This is a genomic window from Intrasporangium mesophilum, from assembly GCF_054783095.1.
The window spans coordinates 133394-152756 of sequence record NZ_BAAGRF010000010.1; the positions used below are offsets into that span (position 1 = coordinate 133394).

The 19363-nt window shown below is 67.8% G+C and carries 13 protein-coding genes; 8 read left to right on the top strand and 5 right to left on the bottom strand.

Annotated features, from left to right (window positions below; translation table 11 throughout):
* Positions 1 to 227: 227 nt before the first annotated feature.
* Genes ACYVLP_RS09970 through ffh form a run of 4 tightly spaced genes read left to right on the top strand, consistent with a single transcriptional unit; the run spans position 228 to position 6094 of the window.
* Positions 228 to 1703 (top strand): ammonium transporter, encoded by a 1476-nt coding sequence (locus ACYVLP_RS09970; protein ID WP_460627180.1) that lies wholly within the window; start codon positions 228 to 230, stop codon positions 1701 to 1703.
* Positions 1700 to 2038, top strand: a complete 339-nt coding sequence (locus tag ACYVLP_RS09975) for a P-II family nitrogen regulator (protein WP_452268541.1) — start codon at positions 1700 to 1702, stop codon at positions 2036 to 2038. The genes ACYVLP_RS09970 and ACYVLP_RS09975 overlap by 4 nt, the downstream gene beginning before the upstream one ends.
* A gap of 20 nt (positions 2039 to 2058) precedes the next feature.
* A complete protein-coding gene (locus ACYVLP_RS09980) occupies positions 2059 to 4425 on the top strand; it encodes a [protein-PII] uridylyltransferase (RefSeq protein WP_460627181.1) in 2367 nt (788 codons plus the stop codon).
* Between the two features lie 46 nt (positions 4426 to 4471).
* Entirely contained in the window at positions 4472 to 6094 is a 1623-nt protein-coding gene (ffh, locus tag ACYVLP_RS09985) for a signal recognition particle protein (protein WP_460627182.1), read from the top strand.
* 139 nt (positions 6095 to 6233) lie between these two features.
* On the opposite strand, the gene ACYVLP_RS09990 is transcribed toward ffh, so the two are convergent.
* Both ACYVLP_RS09990 and ACYVLP_RS09995 read right to left on the bottom strand, forming a co-directional pair.
* Positions 6234 to 7928, bottom strand: a complete 1695-nt coding sequence (locus ACYVLP_RS09990; protein ID WP_460627183.1) for an APC family permease — start codon at positions 7926 to 7928, stop codon at positions 6234 to 6236.
* 154 nt (positions 7929 to 8082) lie between these two features.
* On the bottom strand, positions 8083 to 10026 hold the full coding sequence (locus ACYVLP_RS09995) for a primary-amine oxidase (protein WP_460627184.1): 1944 nt from the start codon (positions 10024 to 10026) through the stop codon (positions 8083 to 8085).
* Positions 10027 to 10174: 148 nt separating this feature from the next.
* On the opposite strand from ACYVLP_RS09995, the gene ACYVLP_RS10000 reads away from it, so the two are divergent.
* Positions 10175 to 11620: a gamma-aminobutyraldehyde dehydrogenase gene (locus ACYVLP_RS10000; protein ID WP_460627185.1), complete on the top strand. Its 1446-nt coding sequence runs from the start codon at positions 10175 to 10177 to the stop codon at positions 11618 to 11620.
* A gap of 24 nt (positions 11621 to 11644) precedes the next feature.
* Here the strand turns inward: ACYVLP_RS10000 and ACYVLP_RS10005 are convergent, their stop codons facing one another.
* Positions 11645 to 12790: a serine hydrolase domain-containing protein gene (locus ACYVLP_RS10005; RefSeq protein WP_460627186.1), complete on the bottom strand. Its 1146-nt coding sequence runs from the start codon at positions 12788 to 12790 to the stop codon at positions 11645 to 11647.
* A 196-nt stretch (positions 12791 to 12986) separates the two neighbouring features.
* On the opposite strand from ACYVLP_RS10005, the gene ACYVLP_RS10010 reads away from it, so the two are divergent.
* Positions 12987 to 14204 (top strand): serine hydrolase domain-containing protein, encoded by a 1218-nt coding sequence (locus ACYVLP_RS10010; protein WP_460627187.1) that lies wholly within the window; start codon positions 12987 to 12989, stop codon positions 14202 to 14204.
* A 69-nt stretch (positions 14205 to 14273) separates the two neighbouring features.
* Positions 14274 to 15713: a biotin carboxylase gene (locus tag ACYVLP_RS10015; RefSeq protein ID WP_460627188.1), complete on the top strand. Its 1440-nt coding sequence runs from the start codon at positions 14274 to 14276 to the stop codon at positions 15711 to 15713.
* Between the two features lie 175 nt (positions 15714 to 15888).
* Here the strand turns inward: ACYVLP_RS10015 and ACYVLP_RS10020 are convergent, their stop codons facing one another.
* The gene (locus tag ACYVLP_RS10020; RefSeq protein ID WP_460627189.1) at positions 15889 to 16737 is read right to left on the bottom strand and encodes a hypothetical protein; all 849 of its coding nucleotides are present in this window, start codon (positions 16735 to 16737) and stop codon (positions 15889 to 15891) included.
* Positions 16738 to 17091: 354 nt separating this feature from the next.
* On the opposite strand from ACYVLP_RS10020, the gene ACYVLP_RS10025 reads away from it, so the two are divergent.
* On the top strand, positions 17092 to 18519 hold the full coding sequence (locus ACYVLP_RS10025) for an APC family permease (RefSeq protein WP_460627190.1): 1428 nt from the start codon (positions 17092 to 17094) through the stop codon (positions 18517 to 18519).
* 93 nt (positions 18520 to 18612) lie between these two features.
* Here ACYVLP_RS10025 and ACYVLP_RS10030 read toward each other — a convergent pair whose 3' ends face one another.
* Positions 18613 to 19248, bottom strand: a complete 636-nt coding sequence (locus tag ACYVLP_RS10030) for a LuxR C-terminal-related transcriptional regulator (RefSeq protein ID WP_460627191.1) — start codon at positions 19246 to 19248, stop codon at positions 18613 to 18615.
* Positions 19249 to 19363 lie beyond the last annotated feature (115 nt).

The window sequence follows — 19363 nt, forward strand, 5'->3', positions numbered from 1 at the left end:
TCGCGCCTGGACTGACGAGCGAAGCGAGCGCCAGCGAGCGAGCCGAGGAGGGAAGGCGCGACGTCAAGGCGCGCCGGACCCGGCGAGCGGAGCGAGCCCAACAGCACGTCCACATCCCGGACGGCCCCTCCTGCCGAAACCACCCGCTAACACCGACCGGCCGTTGTTGACACCGCTGTAACAAACGGTGACATCGGGTGACACGCGTGCGGTCCATCGTCGTGGCCATGAGCCCTCTTACCTTCGTGACGGCGGACACGCCGTTCATCGACAGCGGCAACACTGCCTGGGTGCTGGCGGCGGCCGCCTTGGTCCTGTTCATGACCCCGGGCCTTGCCCTCTTCTACGGCGGCATGGTCCGCACCAAGAGCGTCCTCAACATGATGATGATGTCGTTCATCACCATGGGAACGGTCGGCACGGTGTGGATCCTCTGGGGATACAGCGAGGCGTTCGGCCCCGACATCGGTGGCGGTCTCCTCGGCAACCCGTTCGCCGAGTTCGGCCTGAGCGGCGTGCTCGAGAAGATCTACGGGTACGTCCCGGCGGACGCCGCGACCGGTACCGCCGCCTCGGGCGGTATCCCCGGCATGGCGTTCGTCGCGTTCCAGGTCGTCTTCGCCATCATCGCGGTCGCCCTCGTCTCGGGCGCTATCGCCGACCGGGCGAAGTTCAGCACGTGGACGATCTTCACCGTCCTCTGGGCCACGTTCGTCTACTTCCCGGCGGCCCATTGGGTCTTCGCCTTCAGCGGCTACGCCGCGGAGACCGGTGGCTGGATCGCCAACAAGGCTGAGGGCATGTTCCTCGGCGGCGTCGGTGCCTACGACTTCGCGGGCGGCACGGCGATCCACATCAACGCCGGTGCGGCCGGCCTGGCGCTGGCCCTCGTCCTCGGCAAGCGGCTCGGCTTCAAGCGCGATCCCATGCGCCCGCACAACCTCACGCTGGTGATGATCGGTGCCGGCATCCTGTGGTTCGGCTGGTTCGGGTTCAACGCCGGATCGGCGCTCGGTGCCGGGGCCCAGGCAGCCGGCGTCTGGGTCAACACCCTCGCCGCGACGGCCACGGCGATGCTCGGCTGGCTGGTGGTCGAGAAGGTTCGGGACGGCCACGCGACCTCCCTCGGTGCGGCATCCGGTGTCGTTGCCGGCCTGGTCGCAATCACTCCCGCCTGTGCGACCGTCTCGCCGGTCGGTGCGCTCATCGTCGGCCTGCTCGCCGGCGTCGGCTGTGCCCTCGCCGTCGGCCTGAAGTTCAGGTTCGGCTTCGACGACAGCCTCGACGTCGTGGGCGTCCACCTCGTCGGCGGCCTCATCGGCACGATCCTCATCGGCTTCCTCGCCACCAAGGGCAGCCCCACCGGCGCCGCCGGCATCGACGTCAACGAGGGTGTCTTCTACGGTGGTGGAGCATCGCAGCTGCTCGCCCAGCTCGAAGGGGCGTTTGCCGTCATGATCTTCTCGTTCGTGGTCACCTACCTGCTGGGGCTCCTGCTCCACAAGACCATCGGCTTCCGGGTGACTCCGGAAGAGGAGTCCAGCGGCGTCGACCTCGCGGAGCACGCGGAGACCGCGTACGACTTCGGCTCGATCGGCGGCACGCGCACCGGCGTCCTGGCCGGCCACACGTCCGCGACGACCCCGTCACCTGCATCCGCTCCGTCCGCCGAGAGCGCTGCCAAGGAGGAGGCATCCGCATGAAGCTCATCACCGCGATCATCAAGCCCCACCAGCTCGACGAGGTGAAGGAGGCTCTCGAGGCCTTCGGAGTCGCCGGCATGACCATCAGCGAGGCCAGCGGCTACGGCCGCCAGCGCGGCCACAGCGAGGTCTACCGCGGCGCCGAGTACACCGTCGACTTCGTGCCGAAGGTGCGCCTCGAGGTCCTCGTCGACGACGTCGACGCGGGCGATGTCCTCGAGGTCATCCTCAAGGCTGCGCAGACCGGTCGGATCGGGGACGGCAAGATCTGGTCGGTTCCCGTCGACGAGGTGGTGCGGGTCCGCACCGGCGAGCGCGGCGTGGACGCACTCTAGAAGGGGCGGCGAGGAACCCCATGACGGATGTGACCTCACGACGTCTGGACCTCGCCGGCACCCGGACCTTCGCGACGCCCGGGGCGGGGCAGACCCGCCGCCGGGCGCTCGCGGAGTTCGGGTTCGGGTGGCTCCAGGAGCTCTGGCGCGACGCGTGCGCCGGCCGCCGGCACGAGGGCGTGGCCCTTGCCGCAGTCGGCTCGCTCGCGCGGGGTGACGGCGGGCCGCTCAGCGACTACGACCTCGTCCTCGTGCACCACCCACGAGGGCTGTCGGGCAAGGAGGTCGGCGCCTTTGCCGACAAGCTCTGGTACCCGATCTGGGACGCGGGGGTCCGGCTCGACCACAGCGTCCGCACCGTCGCCGACTGCCGGGCCGTCGCGTCCGAGGATCTCTCGGCGGCCGTGGGCCTGCTCGACCTGACCCACGTGGCCGGCGACGCGGACGTCGTCAACGCCGCCCGCTCGACGGTGGCGCACGACTGGCGCGCCAACGCCCGGATCAGGCTCGGCGAGATGCACGAGTCGGTGGTGAGCCGGCACGCGCGCCAGGGCGACCTCGCCCACCTCATCGAGCCGGACCTCAAGGAGGCCCACGGTGGGCTCCGGGACATGGCGGTGCTCCGCGCGCTCACCGCGGCCTGGCTCACGGACCGCCCGCACGGCGAGGTCGACGCGGCATACGAGCGGATCCTCGACGTGCGCGATGCGATCCACGTCGTGACCGGGCGCGGTCGCGACCGCCTCACGAGGGACGACCAGGATGCAAGCGCGGCGCTGCTGGGCTACACGGACGCCGACGACCTGCTCACCGACCTGTCCACCTCGGCGCGCACGATCGCGTATGCCGTCGACGGGACTCTGCGGCGAGCGATGCAGTCCCAGCGTGCCAGGACCCTGCGGGTGGGCCCTCGACGGCCCCAGCTCTCCCCGCTCGGCTACGGGCTCTACCGGCACGACGGTGAAGCGGTGCTCGGCCCATCGGCCGACCTGTCGTCGGATCCGATCATCCCACTGCGCGCGGCCGTCGTCGCTGCGCGCGGCGGCATACCTCTGTCTCCGGCCACGCTGAAGAACCTTGCGGCACAAGCACCCCCACTTCCCGAGCCGTGGCCGGAGGTTGCCCGCAACCTCTTCGCGGACCTGCTCGCCGCGGGGCCCGGGCTGGTGACCGTGTGGGAAGGGCTCGACCTCGCCGGTGTCGTCGAGCGCTGGATCCCGGAGTGGAAGGCGGTCCGCAGCCGCCCACAGCGCAACGCCGTGCACCGACACACGGTCGACCGGCACCTCATCGAGACCGTCGTCGCGGCGAGCGGGATGGTCCGCGACGTCGCCCGCCCCGACCTGCTCATGCTCGCTGCCGTCCTGCACGACATCGGCAAGGTGCCCGGCACGCAGGACCACTCCGCCACCGGTGCCGCTCTCGCCGAGACGGCGCTCGAGCGCATGGGTGTTCCCGCTGCCGACCGGGCGGTCGTCGTCCGGCTCGTCCGCGAGCACCTCACCCTCGTGGACCTCGCCACCCGCCGCGACCCCGAGGATCGCTCGACCATCGCGGCGCTCACGGCCGCCGTCGAGGGCTCGGTCACCACCCTCGACCTCCTGCGCGCCCTCACCGAGGCGGACGCGTCAGCCGCCGGCCCGAAGGCCTGGAGCGACTGGCGAGCCGGGCTCGTCATGCGGCTCTACACCGCCTGCCGGATGGCACTCACCGCTCAGACGCACGGAGAGGGCCCAATCGTCGTGGAGCCGATCGAGTCCCTGCCGATCTCGGACGAGGCGCTCGAGCGCGTCGCGTCCGGCGAGCCATACGTGACGGTGTCCTCCCTCGGGGGAGCCCACCGCGTCGACATCATCGACCGGGACCGCGCCGGCCTCTTCGCCGACACCGCCGGTCTGCTGGCAGCGCACGGGTTCGTCGTGCGCTCCGCCATCGTCCGGACCCTCGACGGGCTCGCCGTCAACGAATGGTGGGTCGACTCGCCCGGCGGCGAGACGCCCCTGCCCGAGATCCTCGCCCGCGACCTCGTCCGGGTCGCCGCTGGGGACAGGGCACCACTTGGCAAGCTGCAGCGTCGCAAGTCCTCCACCGGCCTTCGCAGCCCCGGGTCGGGCTCGCCCGACTCGACGCGTGCGATGGTGATCAGCAGCGCGTCGGACAGCGCGACCGTGATCGAGGTGCGGGCGACCGACCGCCCCGGCCTGCTCCAGGACATCGGCATCACGCTGGCCCGCGCCTCCCTGTCGGTGCGCTCGGCCCATATCGCCACGTATGCCGGCCAGACCCTGGACACGTTCTATGTGACGGAATTCGGCGGCGGGCTGCTCGCGCCGGCGCGCGCGGCGCAGGCGGTGGCCATGATCATCGACACCTGCGACGGCGGGTGATGGGCGTCGAATCGGTGGTTGCGCGCCAAGCGGATAAAGTTGCCGGGTGTTCGCATCCCTGTCTGATCGGCTGACCGCCACTTTCAAGAATCTTCGCGGCAAGGGCCGCCTGTCGGAGCACGACGTCAACGCGACGATCCGTGACATCCGGCTCGCGATGCTCGACGCGGACGTGGCCCTGCCCGTCGTCAAGCGGTTCACCGCCGCCGTGCGCGAGCGCGCGCTCGGCGCCGAGGTCAGCCAGGCGCTCAACCCGGCCCAGCAGGTCGTCAAGATCGTGAACGAGGAGCTTGTCGGCATCCTCGGCGGGCAGACGCGCACCATCCGCTTCGCCAAGACCGCGCCGACCGTCATCATGCTCGCGGGCCTGCAGGGCTCCGGCAAGACGACCTTCGCCGGCAAGCTCGGCCGTTGGCTCAAGGACCAGGGCCACACCCCGCTGCTCGTCGCCGCGGACCTGCAGCGGCCCAACGCCGTCTCGCAGCTCGAGGTGACCGGTGAGCGCGCCAGGGTGCCCGTCTTCGCTCCCGAGCGGGGCAACATGGGCGGCCACGACGCCGTGCTGGAGTCAGGGGAGGGGACGCGGTCGTTCGGCGACCCGGTCGCGGTCTCGCGGATGGGTATCGAGCAGGCTCGCGCCAAGCAGTACGACGTCGTCATCGTCGACACCGCGGGTCGCCTCGCCGTCGACGCGGACCTCATGCAGCAGGCGGCGGACATCCGTGCCGCGATCCAGCCCGATGAGGTCCTGTTCGTCATCGACGCGATGATCGGCCAGGCCGCGGTCGAGACCGCCCAGGCGTTCCACGAGGGCGTCGCCTTCACCGGTGTGGTGCTCTCCAAGCTCGACGGCGACGCTCGCGGTGGTGCGGCGCTCTCGGTCGCCGAGATCACCGGCGAGCCGATCATGTTCGCGTCGGTCGGTGAGAAGGTCACCGATGTCGAGGTCTTCCACCCGGACCGCATGGCCAGCCGCATCCTCGACATGGGCGACGTGCTCACCCTCATCGAGCAGGCCGAGAAGGCGTTCGACAAGCGCCAGGCCGACGAGATGGCGCGCAAGTTCCTCGCCGAGGAGGACTTCACCTTCGAGGACTTCCTCCAGCAGATGAACGCCATCAAGCGCATGGGCTCGCTGAAGTCGATGCTCAAGATGATGCCGGGCATGCAGGGGATGCGTGAGCAGCTCGACGCCTTCGACGACCGCGAGTTCGACCGCATCGAGGCGATGGTCCGGTCGATGACGCCGTTCGAGCGCACCCGCCCGAAGCAGATCAACGGCTCCCGCCGGCTGCGTATCGCCAAGGGCTCGGGGGTGACCGTGACCGACGTCAACCAGCTCCTCGAGCGGTTCGGACAGGCGCAGAAGATGATGAAGTCGCTCGCGCGCGGAGGTGGTGGCGGACTGCCGGGTATGCCGGGCATCCCCGGGACCGGCAAGCGCGGTCGTCAGCAGCAGCCGCAGCGCCGCAAGAGCAAGAGCGGCAACCCCGCCAAGCGGGCCGCGGAGGAGCGAGCTGCCGCCGAGCGTGCCGCCACCGGGCGTGCCAATGCGGCGGCGAGCGCCTTCGGTGCGCCGGATGGTGCGGACGGCAAGGGGGACCCGATGGCCGACTTCGACCCCTCGAACCTCCCCAAGGGCTTCGAGAAGTTCCTCGGCAAGAACTGACGCCTCTTCAGGCCACACGCGCCTCTGAAGCGCCGCTGTGCAGGCTGGGTGCGCTGCGTCGGGCCTGCACAGCGCATCTAGCCAAGAAATCGCTAGGCGAAGTTGTGGCCGCATCGGACTGGGTCGGTCTCATTCGCGGTCAGGTCGACGGTTCGGATGCGCGTACCTGTCGCAACCTTTCGGCGACCTCGATGGCATCGCCCTCCGGGATACCCTCGGACCCGTTGTACGGCTTGGCCAGCGTCATGTACAGAAGGCCGCTCCCCATCACGATGGCGACGCCGATCAGGACGATCCAGCGGTCGAGGAAGGTGTCCGCCGTGACCGGCCGGACGAGAAGGATCATGGCGAACACGCCGTACGCCAGCGCCGCGACGTTGACCAGCATTCCCAGCCCCCCGAGGTTCCATCGCCCTGCCGGCCGCCAGCCACGGACCCGCTGACGCAAGGCGGCCAGGACAACCCCCTGGAAGGCGATGTAGATCCCCGTCACGGCGAAGGCAGTGACCCGTGCAAGGGAGTCGGGCCGCCAGTAGACGAACAGGCAGATCAGGATCGGCACCACGCAGGCGACCAGGAGTGCGTTGGTGGGCACGGCGTGGCGTTCTGACATGTGCGCGAGCCAGCTGCTGGCCGGCAGCATCCGGTCGCGCGCCGAGCCGTAGAGCAGCCGGCTGGCCGCTGCCTGAAGTGAGAGCACGCAGGAGATGAACGCGGTGATCGCGACCAGCAGGAACAGTTTCGAGCCGACAGTGCCCAGGGCGTCCTCCAGGATCGACGGGATGGGGTCTGGGTCCTTCCCGCTCACGATGTCCTGTAGGTTCGGGGCGGCCAGAACGTAGCCCACGTACGAGAAGAGGGCGGAGACGCCGCCGATCGTGATGGTGAGGATCATGGCCCGAGGGATCCGTCGTGTGGGGTCGTTGACCTCCTCGGCGACGCTGCCGCACGCCTCGAACCCGTAGAACAGGAAGAGCCCGGCCAGCGACGCGCCCAGGAATGTGACCAGGTAGGCGTCGCTACCGCCCGCTCCGAACGAGTCGAAGAAGACGGAGAACGGCTGCTCCCGATGGAACAGGAGCAGATATATGCCGAGCGCGATCACGCCGATGAGCTCCGCGGCCAAGCCGATCCTGGCGATCCGGGCGAGCATGTGGGTTCCGGAGAAGTTGAACGCCAGCGCTAGCAGAAGCAAACCGACGGCGGTGACGAGGCTCACCATGGGCGTCGCCTCAACGCCGAAAAGGGAGGCGACGAACCCGCCGCCGAACTCCGCGACCGCGGTGACGGTCACAATAACGGCCCACACATACACCCATGAAATGATCCAGGCGTACCGTCGGCCCCACAGTCGCCGGCACCAGGGGTAGATGCCCCCGGCCAGGGGGTATTGCGACACGACCTCTCCGAAGACGAGCGCGACGAGCATCTGCCCGCACCCCACGATCACCACCCACCACACCGCCGGCGGACCGCCCAGGGACAGACTGTAGGCGAACAGCGAATAGACCCCGACCAGGGGAGACAGGTATGTGAAGCCCAACGCGATATTGGACCAGAGGTTCATCGAGCGGTGGAAGTCCCCTCCATATCCCAGCGCGGCGAGGTCGGACTCGTCGGCCGCAGGAGCATACTCGGGTGCTGTATCTGACGTCATGGCTCCTCCTCTGCCACGCATCTCTGTAAACGAATGAAAATACCGTTGCCACCCGGTCCGGGACAATGGTTCTTCCGCCGGTGGCGGGCCTGGAATACGCAGCGATCTGCGGTTTGACCGGTTAATGGCGCCGATTCCCTTTTCGGAATGGGTGCCTCGTCGTTCGGAGAACGACACGAGCCCGACCTCGGCCGCTCGTCGACTTAGGAAACGACATTCGGCGAGGTGCGACGATCCGAACTGCTACGTCATCAGACCGACGCGGCCGTCATCGCCGACGCTCATGATGGTGGCGGAGTGCCTGGCAGTGGTGTCAGTGGTGTCAGTGGTGTCAGTGGTGCAGGTGGTGCTGGTAGTCGTAGGCGGTGTGGCAGTGGTCACCGTCAGGTGCCTTCTCCGACTGCGCGACGTCGATGGCCGGGTTCTGGTCGAAGAATCCGAACGGCTTGAGCCAGAACGAAATGATGTCCGCGGGCATGATCGGCCACTCCTCGACGCGCGTGATGTGGTGGAGGCCGAAGACGTACCACAGCACGACGTCGGTGTTCTCGAGCGGTTCGTCGTCCGCGACCCATCTCGTCATGCCGGTGTCGTGCTCGGACTGCGTCGGGTAGGCACCCGCAGGCCAGCGCTCCTCGTCATGGTGCCGGGTCACCCACAGTGTGTGGCCGATGACCGGAGCTCGCAGGTACTGTGCGCTGGTGGGGTCCAGCATCGCCGGGAACGCACCGCCCGGCACCAGCTTGTATGCCGTGTTGGTCCCGTGCTTGTTGGTGCGGTTGGGATTCACCACCTTCCAGGACCGCTGACGTTCCCAGCTGTAGTCGCGCGCTGCCTCGGCCTCGGACTTGACTGCGGTGGACACGGTCACCAGGTCCAGACCGTAGGGGTTGTCGGCGGAGATGGGCAATGCCTCCGAGTCCACCTCCATGACGGTGTTCTCCCCGCCGTCGATGTCGAGGTCGAGCCGGGCGACGATGAAGTGCTGGTGGAACGGTGCGTAGGTTCGCCGGTCCACGACGGTGCCTGTCCGAGGGGCATCCTCGCCGTCACCGAACGGCGTGGTGACCATAATGCCGGTGGCACGCACCTCGCACTCGATGTTCCCGTCCTGGTAGAAGCGCCAGTAGATGAGGTACTCGTAGTTCGCCACGGTGGCGTGACAGGACACGACGAGCCGGCGCATGCGTCGGACCTCGGCCCCCGTGTGACCGTCGACGTGCTTCCACAGGACGGCGTTGTCCTCCTCGTGGATGCAGATTGCGTTCGGGATGTCGTAGGGCTCGGCCTTGCTGTCGTGCATGACAGCGTCGACGTACACGATCTCGCCGAGGCAGTCACAGCCAAGCTCCAGCGACGTGACGAGGAAGCCGAGCCCCCACTCGCCGATGTCGTAGGCGGTGCGCCGGTAGTGGTCGAACGACGAATCACGGTAGGGCACCACCATCTCGGCGAGCGACATCCGGTAGGCGATGTCACGGGTCACGCCGTGGTCGTCGTACGTCACCAGGAAGATGACCGGACCCTCGCGGTGGTTGAACCCCAGCCGCATGGACCAGTTCTGCCACTTCAGCTCCGTGCCGTCGATGGTGAACGACACTCCCTCGGGCTGCGTGACGAACAACGGCTTGAGGTCGGTGCGCTGCACGCCGGTCCACAGTCCCGGAACGTACTCGCCCTGCACCTCTGGTCTGCCGTGGTCGGTCTCCTCCTCGATCTCGAGCAGCTCCATGGTGTTCACGTCGACGATGAGCTTCAGTCCGGAGACGGGGTGGGCGAAGGGGTTTCCGTCCGGTGTCTCCCGGATCCACAGGTCGCACCAGCCCACGCGACGGTCCCGCCACTGCTCAGGAATCAGCTGCCGACCGTAGGTCCAGACGTCGACCAGGACGAGGGACAGGTCGGTGATCCCGCGCTTCGCCAGCGCGGCGATCACCTCGGGATGCTTTCGCATCGTCTCGTCGCACTCGTACAGCTCGTCGACCGTGAAGTTCGGCACCACACCTGGAACGTGCGTCCACGACACGACCGAGTCCTGATCGAGGTCGACGACCGCCTCATAGGTCTGGTTGTCCTCGCGGTTCCACACGACCGCTTGCGTCTGCCGTGGAAGGTGGTCGCCCGGTCTCCAGGCCATCACCTCGGCCTTCGTGGGCTCGACCAGCTCGATGGACGCGAACCGCCAGGCATCAGTCACCCGCTGCTCCCGTCGCAGGACCTGCGCTGTCTTCCGGAACTCGTCGGCTCCGAGCGGCTCGAGCGGATGCTGCGCCATGTCCCCGCCTCCTCCGTGCACCCCGTGATTGCCTGCCATCAAACCACCAGGCACGAACGACGGCCACTGTCAGAATCCGGTCTGTCGAAATCCCGTCTATCAGGGCTAGCGTGAATGTGCCCACAACGCCGGTCGAGGAGGCACGGAAATGTCGGACAAGATGGTCTTTCACAACATCATCAATGGGGAGGTCCAGACGAGCGCCTCGGGCGCGATGATGGATATTGTCAATCCCTCGACGGGCGGGGTGTACGCATCTGCACCTCGCTCAGACGAGGCGGACGTGGACCTCGCCTTCAGGGCGGCCAGCAAGGCCTTCGAGACATGGCGCTGGACGACGCCCTCGGAGCGACAGAGAGCCCTGCTCAAGCTTGCCGACGTCATCGAGGAGAACGCCGACGAGCTCGTCGCGATCGAGAGCGAGAACACCGGCAAGCCGGTGGCACTAACTCGCTCGGAGGAGATTCCCCCGATGGTCGACCAGATCCGCTTCTTCGCCGGGGCGGCCCGCGTGCTCGAGGGCAGGTCGACCGGCGAGTATATGCGCGGCTTCACATCCTCGATCCGGCGCGAGCCGGTCGGTCCGGTGGGCCAGGTGGCCCCGTGGAACTACCCGATGATGATGTCGGTCTGGAAGTTCGCACCTGCACTTGCCGCCGGCAACACGGTCGTGCTGAAGCCATCCGACACGACGCCTGCCTCGTCGTACTGGATGGTCTCCAAGATGCAGGAGATCTTCCCGCCCGGCGTCTGCAACCTCATCTGCGGCGACCGCGACACCGGAGCGGCCCTCACCGCGCACCCGATCCCGCAGCTCGTGTCCATCACGGGCTCCACCCGGGCGGGGATCGCCGTCGCGACCGCGGCCGCCGCCGACCTCAAGCGCGCCCACCTCGAGCTGGGCGGCAAGGCACCCGTCGTGGTCTTCGACGACGCGGACCTCGAGCAGGCCGTCGACGGGATCTCGGTCGCCGGTCTGTTCAATGCCGGGCAGGACTGCACGGCAGCCACCCGGGTGCTTGCCGAGAAGGGGGTCTATGACGACTTCGTCAGCGCGCTGACGGAGGCCGCCAAGAACACCAAGACGGGTTACGACGCCGAGGACGAGGACATTCTCTACGGCCCGATCAACAACCCCAACCAGCTTGCGCACGTCTCAGGCCTGGTCGAGCGCGCCCCGGACCACGCCAAGGTGACCACTGGCGGCCGCCGGGCCGGAGGTGCGGGCTTCTTCTACGAGCCGACGGTCGTCGCCGATCTACGCCAGGACGACGAGCTGATCACCACAGAGATCTTCGGGCCGGTGCTCACGGTGCAGAGGTTCACCGACGAGGACGAGGCCGTCGCCTTTGCCAACGGCAGCCAGTACGGTCTCGCCTCCTCGGTGTGGACCCAGGACGTGGGGCGGGCCAACCGTATGGCGATGCGGATCGACGCGGGCTGCGTCTGGGTCAATACCCACATCCCCCTCGTCGCGGAGATGCCGCACGGTGGCTTCAAGCACTCCGGGTACGGAAAGGACCTGTCGATGTACGGGTTCGAGGACTACACCCGGATCAAGCACGTGATGGTCCACCACGGCTTCGAGGGGTGAGAACTCACCTGGATTTCCCGACCATCAGGAACGACCGATGGCGCCGAAGGCTCGGAGCGTGTCGACGAGGTACGACGTGTTCTGAGCCGTCGGCCAGCTTGACAGCTTCACGCCGACGGTTCGGGTGGCCGGGTCGACGTGGATCATCTGCCCGTGAATGCCGAGGCAGACGAGCGCCGTGCCGTGGTGGTGCGGGACGAACCAGAACTGGTTGCGGTACCACCCGTTCGGGAGGACCTCGTTGTTGTCGGTCACCGCGAAAGCGTGACGAACGTCGGCTGGCGGCTGCCATGCGTCTCTGATCCAGCTGCTCGGCACGACCTCCCGGCCGTTGACTCGGCCCTCGTCGAGGAGCAGCTGACCGAACCGGGCCAGGTCTCGGGCGACGGCGCTCATCCCGCCGTCGTGAACGGCCGAACCGAGCTGGTCGCAGGTGATGTCGGCGTCGTGCTCGGCTCCCATCGGGATCCAGAGCAGCCGCGAGACGAGGTCAGCCATGCGCCTGCCGGCTGCGCGCTCGCACACCCAGCCGAGCATGTCCGTGTCGGCCGACCGGTACGTGAACACGCCGCCGTGCGGCCCTGAGCCGCGCATCGTCGTCAGGTACTCGTACATCCCGACCGGGTCGCCGGCCTGGATCGGTCGCCATCCCATCGACCGCTCCATGACGCGGACCTCGGCCTCGGGCTGCTCGTAAGTCTCCCGGAAGACCACGCCGGTGCGCATGTCGAGAAGGTCGCGGACCGTCGCGCCGTCGTAGCCCGAGCCTCGGACCTCCCCGACGTAGTCGGTCACGAGCGCCCTGGTCTCGAGCAGGCCCTCGCGGGTCAGGATTCCGGCCACGCAGCCCACGACGGACTTGGATACCGACATCAGCAGGTGGGGGGTGTGCGCCGTCATGGCTCCGACGTAGCGCTCCTCGACGACGACACCATCGCGAACGACGAGGAGGGCGTCGGTGAAAGTGTCGTCGAAGACCTCCGCAGCGGTTGCAGAGGACGCGTCGAGCCGGATGACCTCGACGTCGAGCGCGCTGGGCCGGGGCCTGACGGTCAGCGGCCGCACTCGCGCCGGGTCGGCGGGGATCGCGTGGGTGGGCATGAGCTCCCGCATGTGCTGGAACGCCCAGCGCACATTGCGCGAATCCTGCCAGCTGGCAAGCGAAACCACGGTCTCATCGGGGGGCGGAAATCCGGTCATGCGAGGCGGGACGTCCGCTGGCGCGGGCTGCATGCGGTCACGGTACCCGAAGCCCCTCGACTATGCTGCCGCCATGCTCGGGTCGGGCGATCCGCTGCGGCGAGACCCATCCACGTCACCCACGAACTGGCAGGAACCGCCCCAGAACAGGTGGTCGTTCTGGCATGTGAGGGAGCTGTTGCCGACCCAGCGGGTGTCCCGGGGCGCAGGCCCGGTTCGAGAGCTGCCCCGGGCGCCCGCCGACGCAGACCTGCTGGCGATCGAGGTGGTGCGGCACGACCGGTCCACCGCGACCGTGGGAGACGTCCTCGCCAGCACATTCACCGACGCGTATGCCGTGGCGCAGGGCGGCGTCGTCGTCGCGGAGGGGTATGCGCCGACCGGGGGACCGTCGCAGCCTCACGCGCTCCTGTCGGTGACGAAGTCGGTCGTGGGCTGCGTCGCCGCGGTGCTGGCCGACCGAGGCGCCCTGGAGCTCGATCGCAACGTGGTGGACTACGTGCCCGAGCTCGATGGCACGGGGTATGCCGGGGCGACCGTCCAGCAGCTGTTGGACATGCGCAGCGGGGTGCGGTTCCGAGAGGACTACACCGCCCCGGACGCCGAGGTCCGGATGCTCGACCGGTGGATCGTCGCCGGTGGCGCCGGCTCTGCGGCGCAGGGGCCGCGCGGGCTGTACCCGTTCCTGGGCACCCTACGCGCCGAGGCGCCCCACGGGAGCCGCTTTCTCTACCGGTCAGGCGACACCGATGCCCTGGGCTGGGTCTGCGAGCGGGCAGGGGGCGGGCGGATGGCCGACCTCATGTCGGATCTCGTGTGGGCGCCCATGGGTGCGGCCCGCGACGCCGAGATCATCTGCGACACCGTCGGTACGGCGCTTCACGACGGAGGACTGGCCGCTACCGCGACCGATCTCCTGCGGTTCGGTCAGATGATCCTGGATGGTGGCGCGGTCCCCGACGGCAAGGGCGGCACCGTCCAGGTGCTGCCCGCCCCATGGCTGCGCAGATCCTGGGCAGTGGACGCCGACGCCCGGCAGGCCTTCCTGTCCTCCCCGGCCGAGGCGGCATTCCCGGGAGGGTGGTACCGCAACCAGTTCTGGTTCCGGCCCGGTGAACACGGTGATGTCCTGCTCGCGCTCGGCATCCACGGGCAGATGTTGCACGTGAGCCGGCGGACCGGCACCGTGGCTGTCAAGCTGTCGAGCTGGCCCGACGCCCAGAACCCGGCATATATGCAGGACACGTTGCGCGCACTCGACGCCGTCGGCGGCTCCTTCGTGCACCGGCCGTCCACAGGCGCGGCCCGCCGGCTGCCGGGGGTCGTGTCCGGGGTTCGGCGGGGCGGCGCATCCTCGCAGCGCCCGCGCGGGTTCCGGGCCTGAGGCTTGCGATGACACCGCCGAGACCTTGGCTCTAACCTGAAGGGCACCAGGAGGACTCAAGGAGCAACCATGACCCAGCATCTCAACGGGATCTCCGAGATCAGGTCGTTCTTTCGGACGAACTCCCAACCGATCTACTTTGTGGGGCCGACCGCCTTCAACCTGCTGGGAATCGACCGGTGGGTGCGCAACTTCGAGTACATCGTGTACTACGACTCGTGGGATGGTGCCCATCCACGGCTGTTCACGCCTCGCAACAAGCCCTATGTCGAGTTTGAGTCGAGCGAGCAGATCAACAACTACCTGCTGCGCGACGTCGAGGTGCAGACCTACCTGCGACGCCGCGGCGGCACGCCGATGGTTGTCATGGTGTTCTTCGACGAGGAGACGGAGGAGATCTGCGGTGAGCTGGGGTACCAGCTCATTCTGCCGCCGGACTCGCTCCGGCGACGCCTGGACTCGAAGATCGTGACGACCCAGCTCGGCAATGAGGCGGGCGCTCCGTCGGTGCCGAACGTCCTTGGCACTGCGCGCAGCTGGGGAGAGCTCACCACGTTGTCGGAGGAGCACGGTCTCGGGACCGACCTGGTGGTCCAGACACCCTACGGCGACTCAGGGAAGACGACCTTCTTCATCGGGTCCGAGAAGGACTGGGACAGGAATGTCGAAGACCTCGTCGGCGAGCAGCTCAAGATCATGAAGCGCATCGACAACAAGGCTGCGGCGGTCGAGGCGTGCATCACGCGTCATGGGACGATCGTCGGACCGTTCATGACCGACCTGACCGGCTACCCGGAGCTCACGCCCTACAAGGGTGGGTGGTGCGGCAACGACCTGTTCCCCGAGGCGCTGACGTCGAAACAGCGCGCAACCGCGATCGGCCACGTGCGGCGGCTCGGCGACCGGCTGGCCGAGGAAGGCTACTTGGGGTTTCTCGAGATCGACGTGTTGGTCGACCTGAATGACGACGAGGTCTATCTCGGCGAGCTCAACCCGCGAATCTCAGGTGCCTCCTCGATGACCAACGTGACCGCCGGTGCTTACGCCGACGTCCCGCTCTTCCTGTTCCACCTGCTGGAGTTCATGGACGTCGACTACGCCGTCGATGTCGAGGAGATCAACGATCGGTGGCGGGAGCTGGCAGCGGTCGACGTGTGGGCCCAGCTGATCATGAAGGAGCCTTCGGACGTCGTGGAGCGCATCCTCCGGGCGCCTCGGACAGGCACCTACCATCTCGACGAGGAGGGGAGGCTCGAGTTCGCTCGCGTGAGCAACGACTGGCACGACGTCACCCACGAGGACGAGGCCTTCTACCTGCGCGTGTACGGAACAGGCGACTACCGTTTCAAGGGAGCGGACCTCGGCATCCTCGTCACCAAGGGTCGCATGCAGACCGCTGACGGACTGACGAAGCGCTGCCGGTCCTACATCGACGGGATCCGTGCGGAGTACATCTCGGAGCCGATCCCCGAACCCGCCTCACCGATGCCGATCGCGTACGTCAAGTGAGGCGGTGGCCCCGCTGATGCGGACCGCAGTTCCGCGGTTCCCGACCCGCGATCCAGCCTGACCGCGGGTCGACGACGACACACTCGCCAGTACGCACCCGCAACGAGATGAGGCGCCGCCGGGTCCAGTCCCCGGCGGCGCCCACTCTGCAGGTCGACAGGAAGTCGCTTGTGTGTCAGGCGACCTGGGGCTGGTCCGGCACCGCGTCCGACGGGAGGTACTCGGCCAGGGCAGCAGCCTCGGTGGCGGTGAGCACCCCGGGGTTCGGCGCGAACGGGTCGAGGATCACCTCGGCATCGACCAGGCGTGAGTCGTCGAGGAACGTCTCACGGGTCACGGGGGCGTCCAGCAGCGCGATGTCCACGACGACAAAGGTGCTGGCCCGGCTGGCGGCCTCGTAGTCGAGCCAGCCGTCGTCGGCGACACCCAGCACGATGGGTCCCGCGACGTGGCCTGCACCCCACACGCCGGCCTCGCGGTATGGGTCCCCCTCGCCCACCCAGAGGTATACCAGGTCGCCCTGCTCCATGCTCATGGAGCGCTCGTGGTCCTCGACGGACCACACGCGAACCCGTCGATCGGGCGCGCCAAAGACACGGTTGACGTCGTACAGGTAGGGCGACAGCTTCAGGATCCACGTGCGCGGCTGCGCGGCGGGCGACACGTGCAGGGACGTGGTGTGATCCGCGTCCCGCACGACCAGGGTGCGGTCGACGAGCACGTCATACACGTGCTGGCGCAGCGTCTCGAGCCGGCGCCGCTCGCTTGTCGACAGCTCCGAGACCTGCGTCCACCACGCCATCACGGCGGCATCACGCGCGGTCACGAGCGTCCATCCCTCGATGTCGGACGCCGTTCCGCGCCGCGACCGCAGGTGTGCCAAGGTCGCTTCGGCGAGGGTATCGAGCTGCTCGGGCGCGAGGTGCTCGGCCTCGACGAACGAGCTGCCCGCCGCTGCGGCGGAGGCGAGTCCCTGCTGCAGGGCTTCGGCGACACGTGTCGGCAGAGAGTCGCTGGCATTCATGGTGGATCCCTTCATGTTCATGGTGAGCCCACGATGGCAGGGAAACCGTGCAGCATCCATGGACATATCGTCGATTTCCTCATCCCAGAATCGACATTCTGTCCAGCGACGGCCCGCCCTCCGATGCCGCACCCTCAACTCCAGCCGGTCCGTCACACGATTCGATGACAAGAGTTGTCGGAACTGATGACAGATCGGCGATGGTCGGTGACACTTGACGGCTTCGCGCCCGGTCGCCTCCCGGCACCATTTGAATTGCCAACAACGACGGCTGGCACATTAGCCCACCGGCGTTCGGCGACTGCAGGCGGGGTGGTCCTCTTGCAGTCCTTCATCAAGAATTGGAAGGAAAGCATGAGCAAGCAAGGCGGACTGACGCGGTCCCTCGGGTTGTGGGCCATCGTCGGCCTCGGCCTCGGGTACATGACGCCCACAGTCCTGTTCGACACCTTCGGAATCGTGACCGAGGAGACCAACGGCGTGGTGCCGTTGACCTACATGGTGGCGCTCGTCGTGATGCTGTTCACGGCGATCAGCTACGGCCGGATGGCGAAGGTCTTCCCGTCCGCGGGTTCGGCCTACACCTACGCCCGCGAGGCCATTCACCCGCGCGTCGGCTTCATGGTCGGCTGGGCGGCGCTCCTGGACTACCTGCTGCTGCCCCTCGTGAACGCGCTGATCATCCGGCTGTACATGGAGTCGCTGTTCCCGGCGGTGCCCGGCTGGATCTGGGTCGTCGGCTTCGTCGCCGGCATCACCGCGCTGAACGCATGGAGCATGAAGTCCACCTCCAAGCTGAACTTCCTGCTCGTGGCCTTCGCGGTCGCCATGATCATTGCGTTCCTCGTCCTGGCTGTCGTGCAGCTATCGCACGGCATGGGCCAGGGCACGCTGTTCACGAGCGAGCCGCTCTTCCACTCGGGCGTCATGCTGCCGGCGGTGCTCAGCGGTGCAACGGTGGTTTGCTTCTCCTTCATCGGGTTCGACGCGATCACGATGTATGCCGAGGAGGCCCGCAAGAAGGCCGACATCTCGAAGGCGATCATCATCACCCTCCTCATCGGTGGCGGCATCTTCCTGGTCACCGGTTTCGTCGCCCAGGCGGTCTTCCCGAACGTCACCGGCTTCGAGCTGGTCGACGACACGCTTCCGGAGATGGCGCTGAAGGTCGGTGGCCAGGTGTTCCAGATGCTCTTCATGTCCGCCGCGTTCGCCGCCACCGTCGCCTCGGCCCTGGCCTCCCACGCGAGCGTGTCCCGGATGCTCCACGTCATGGGCCGCAACGGCATCCTGTACCCGAAGCGCATCTTCGCGACGATCCACCCACGCCGACACACCCCCGTGGGCGCGGTCATCGTGGTGGGCGTCGTGTCCCTGCTGGCGATCAGCCCGAGCCTCGAGCTGATCTCCTCGATGATCAACTTCGGTGCGCTCGTCGCCTTCACCTTCGTGAACCTGTCGGTGATCGCCTACTTCGTGTGGCGACGCCGCGAGTACAAGGGCCGCAAGCAGATTGCCAGGAACATCGTTCTGCCGCTCATCGGTATGCTGATGACGGGCGTCCTCTGGAGCTTCCTCCACGCGGACGCCCTGATCGCCGGCGTGATCTGGGCAGCGATCGGCGTGGTCTACGCCGTAGTCCTCTCCAAGGTGACCGGCCGTAAGGTGACGGACGTCGTGCTGGAGGAGGACGCGGCCATCGCGCGGATCCCGGAGCCGGTGGTCCCCCACGAAGAGGTGGAGCAGGTCCTGCAGAAGGAGCTCGCGGGCGCGAGCGCGTGAGATCCGATCTGAGCTAGCGGGTCCGCGGATCCTTCTGCAATGGGCGCCAGGTCCTTCCGGACCTGGCGCTCATTGCCGTCCCAGGCCTCCCCGTCAGTCGGGTTCCCGTCGCACGGCCAGGGCGATCAGCTGGGCCCGTCGGTCAACGGAGAGCTTGCGCATCAACCGAGACACATAGTTCCGGACGGTGCCGGGCGCGAGCCGCAGCCTGATGCCGATCTCGGTGTTGCTCAACCCCCGTCCGATGAGGTCGAACAGCTCGCGCTCCAGCGGCGTCAGACTATCGACCGGGTCCGGCTCCGCCTCGTGCTGCCGGCGCAGGATCTCCATCAGTGTCTTGGCCGACATCACCATCTGCCCGGCGGCGGCGGTCTCGATAGCGTCGACAAGGTCCTCCTCGTCGGCTGTGTCCGACACCATCCCGGACGCCCCCGCACTGATCATTCGCGCCACGAGCTTCTGGTCGGCGTCTACGTCGACGACCAACACGTGCAGCTCCGGCAGGGCGTCCAGCAGGAGGCGGCACAGCTCCGCAGAGTCGGGATCATGCAGCCGCGACCCCGCCAGGACGACATCTGGCCGGACGGCGGGCACTCGCGCCAGCGCCTGTCTCGAGCTGTCGGCCTCCCCGACGACCTCGATCTCCTCCTCGGCATCGAGGGCACGAGCAAGAGCGCGTCGCACCGCGCGTGCTGGTGAAACGAGGAAGAGCCGCACAGACGTGCTCACAGGCAAAGGGTCGCACTCGCCCCAGTGCCCGCGAAAGTGGGCGCCCCGGCATCGTGGCGGAATCCCGACCTACGCCCAGAAACCGTGGCGGTCGACAGCGACCTGTTGCGGGAGC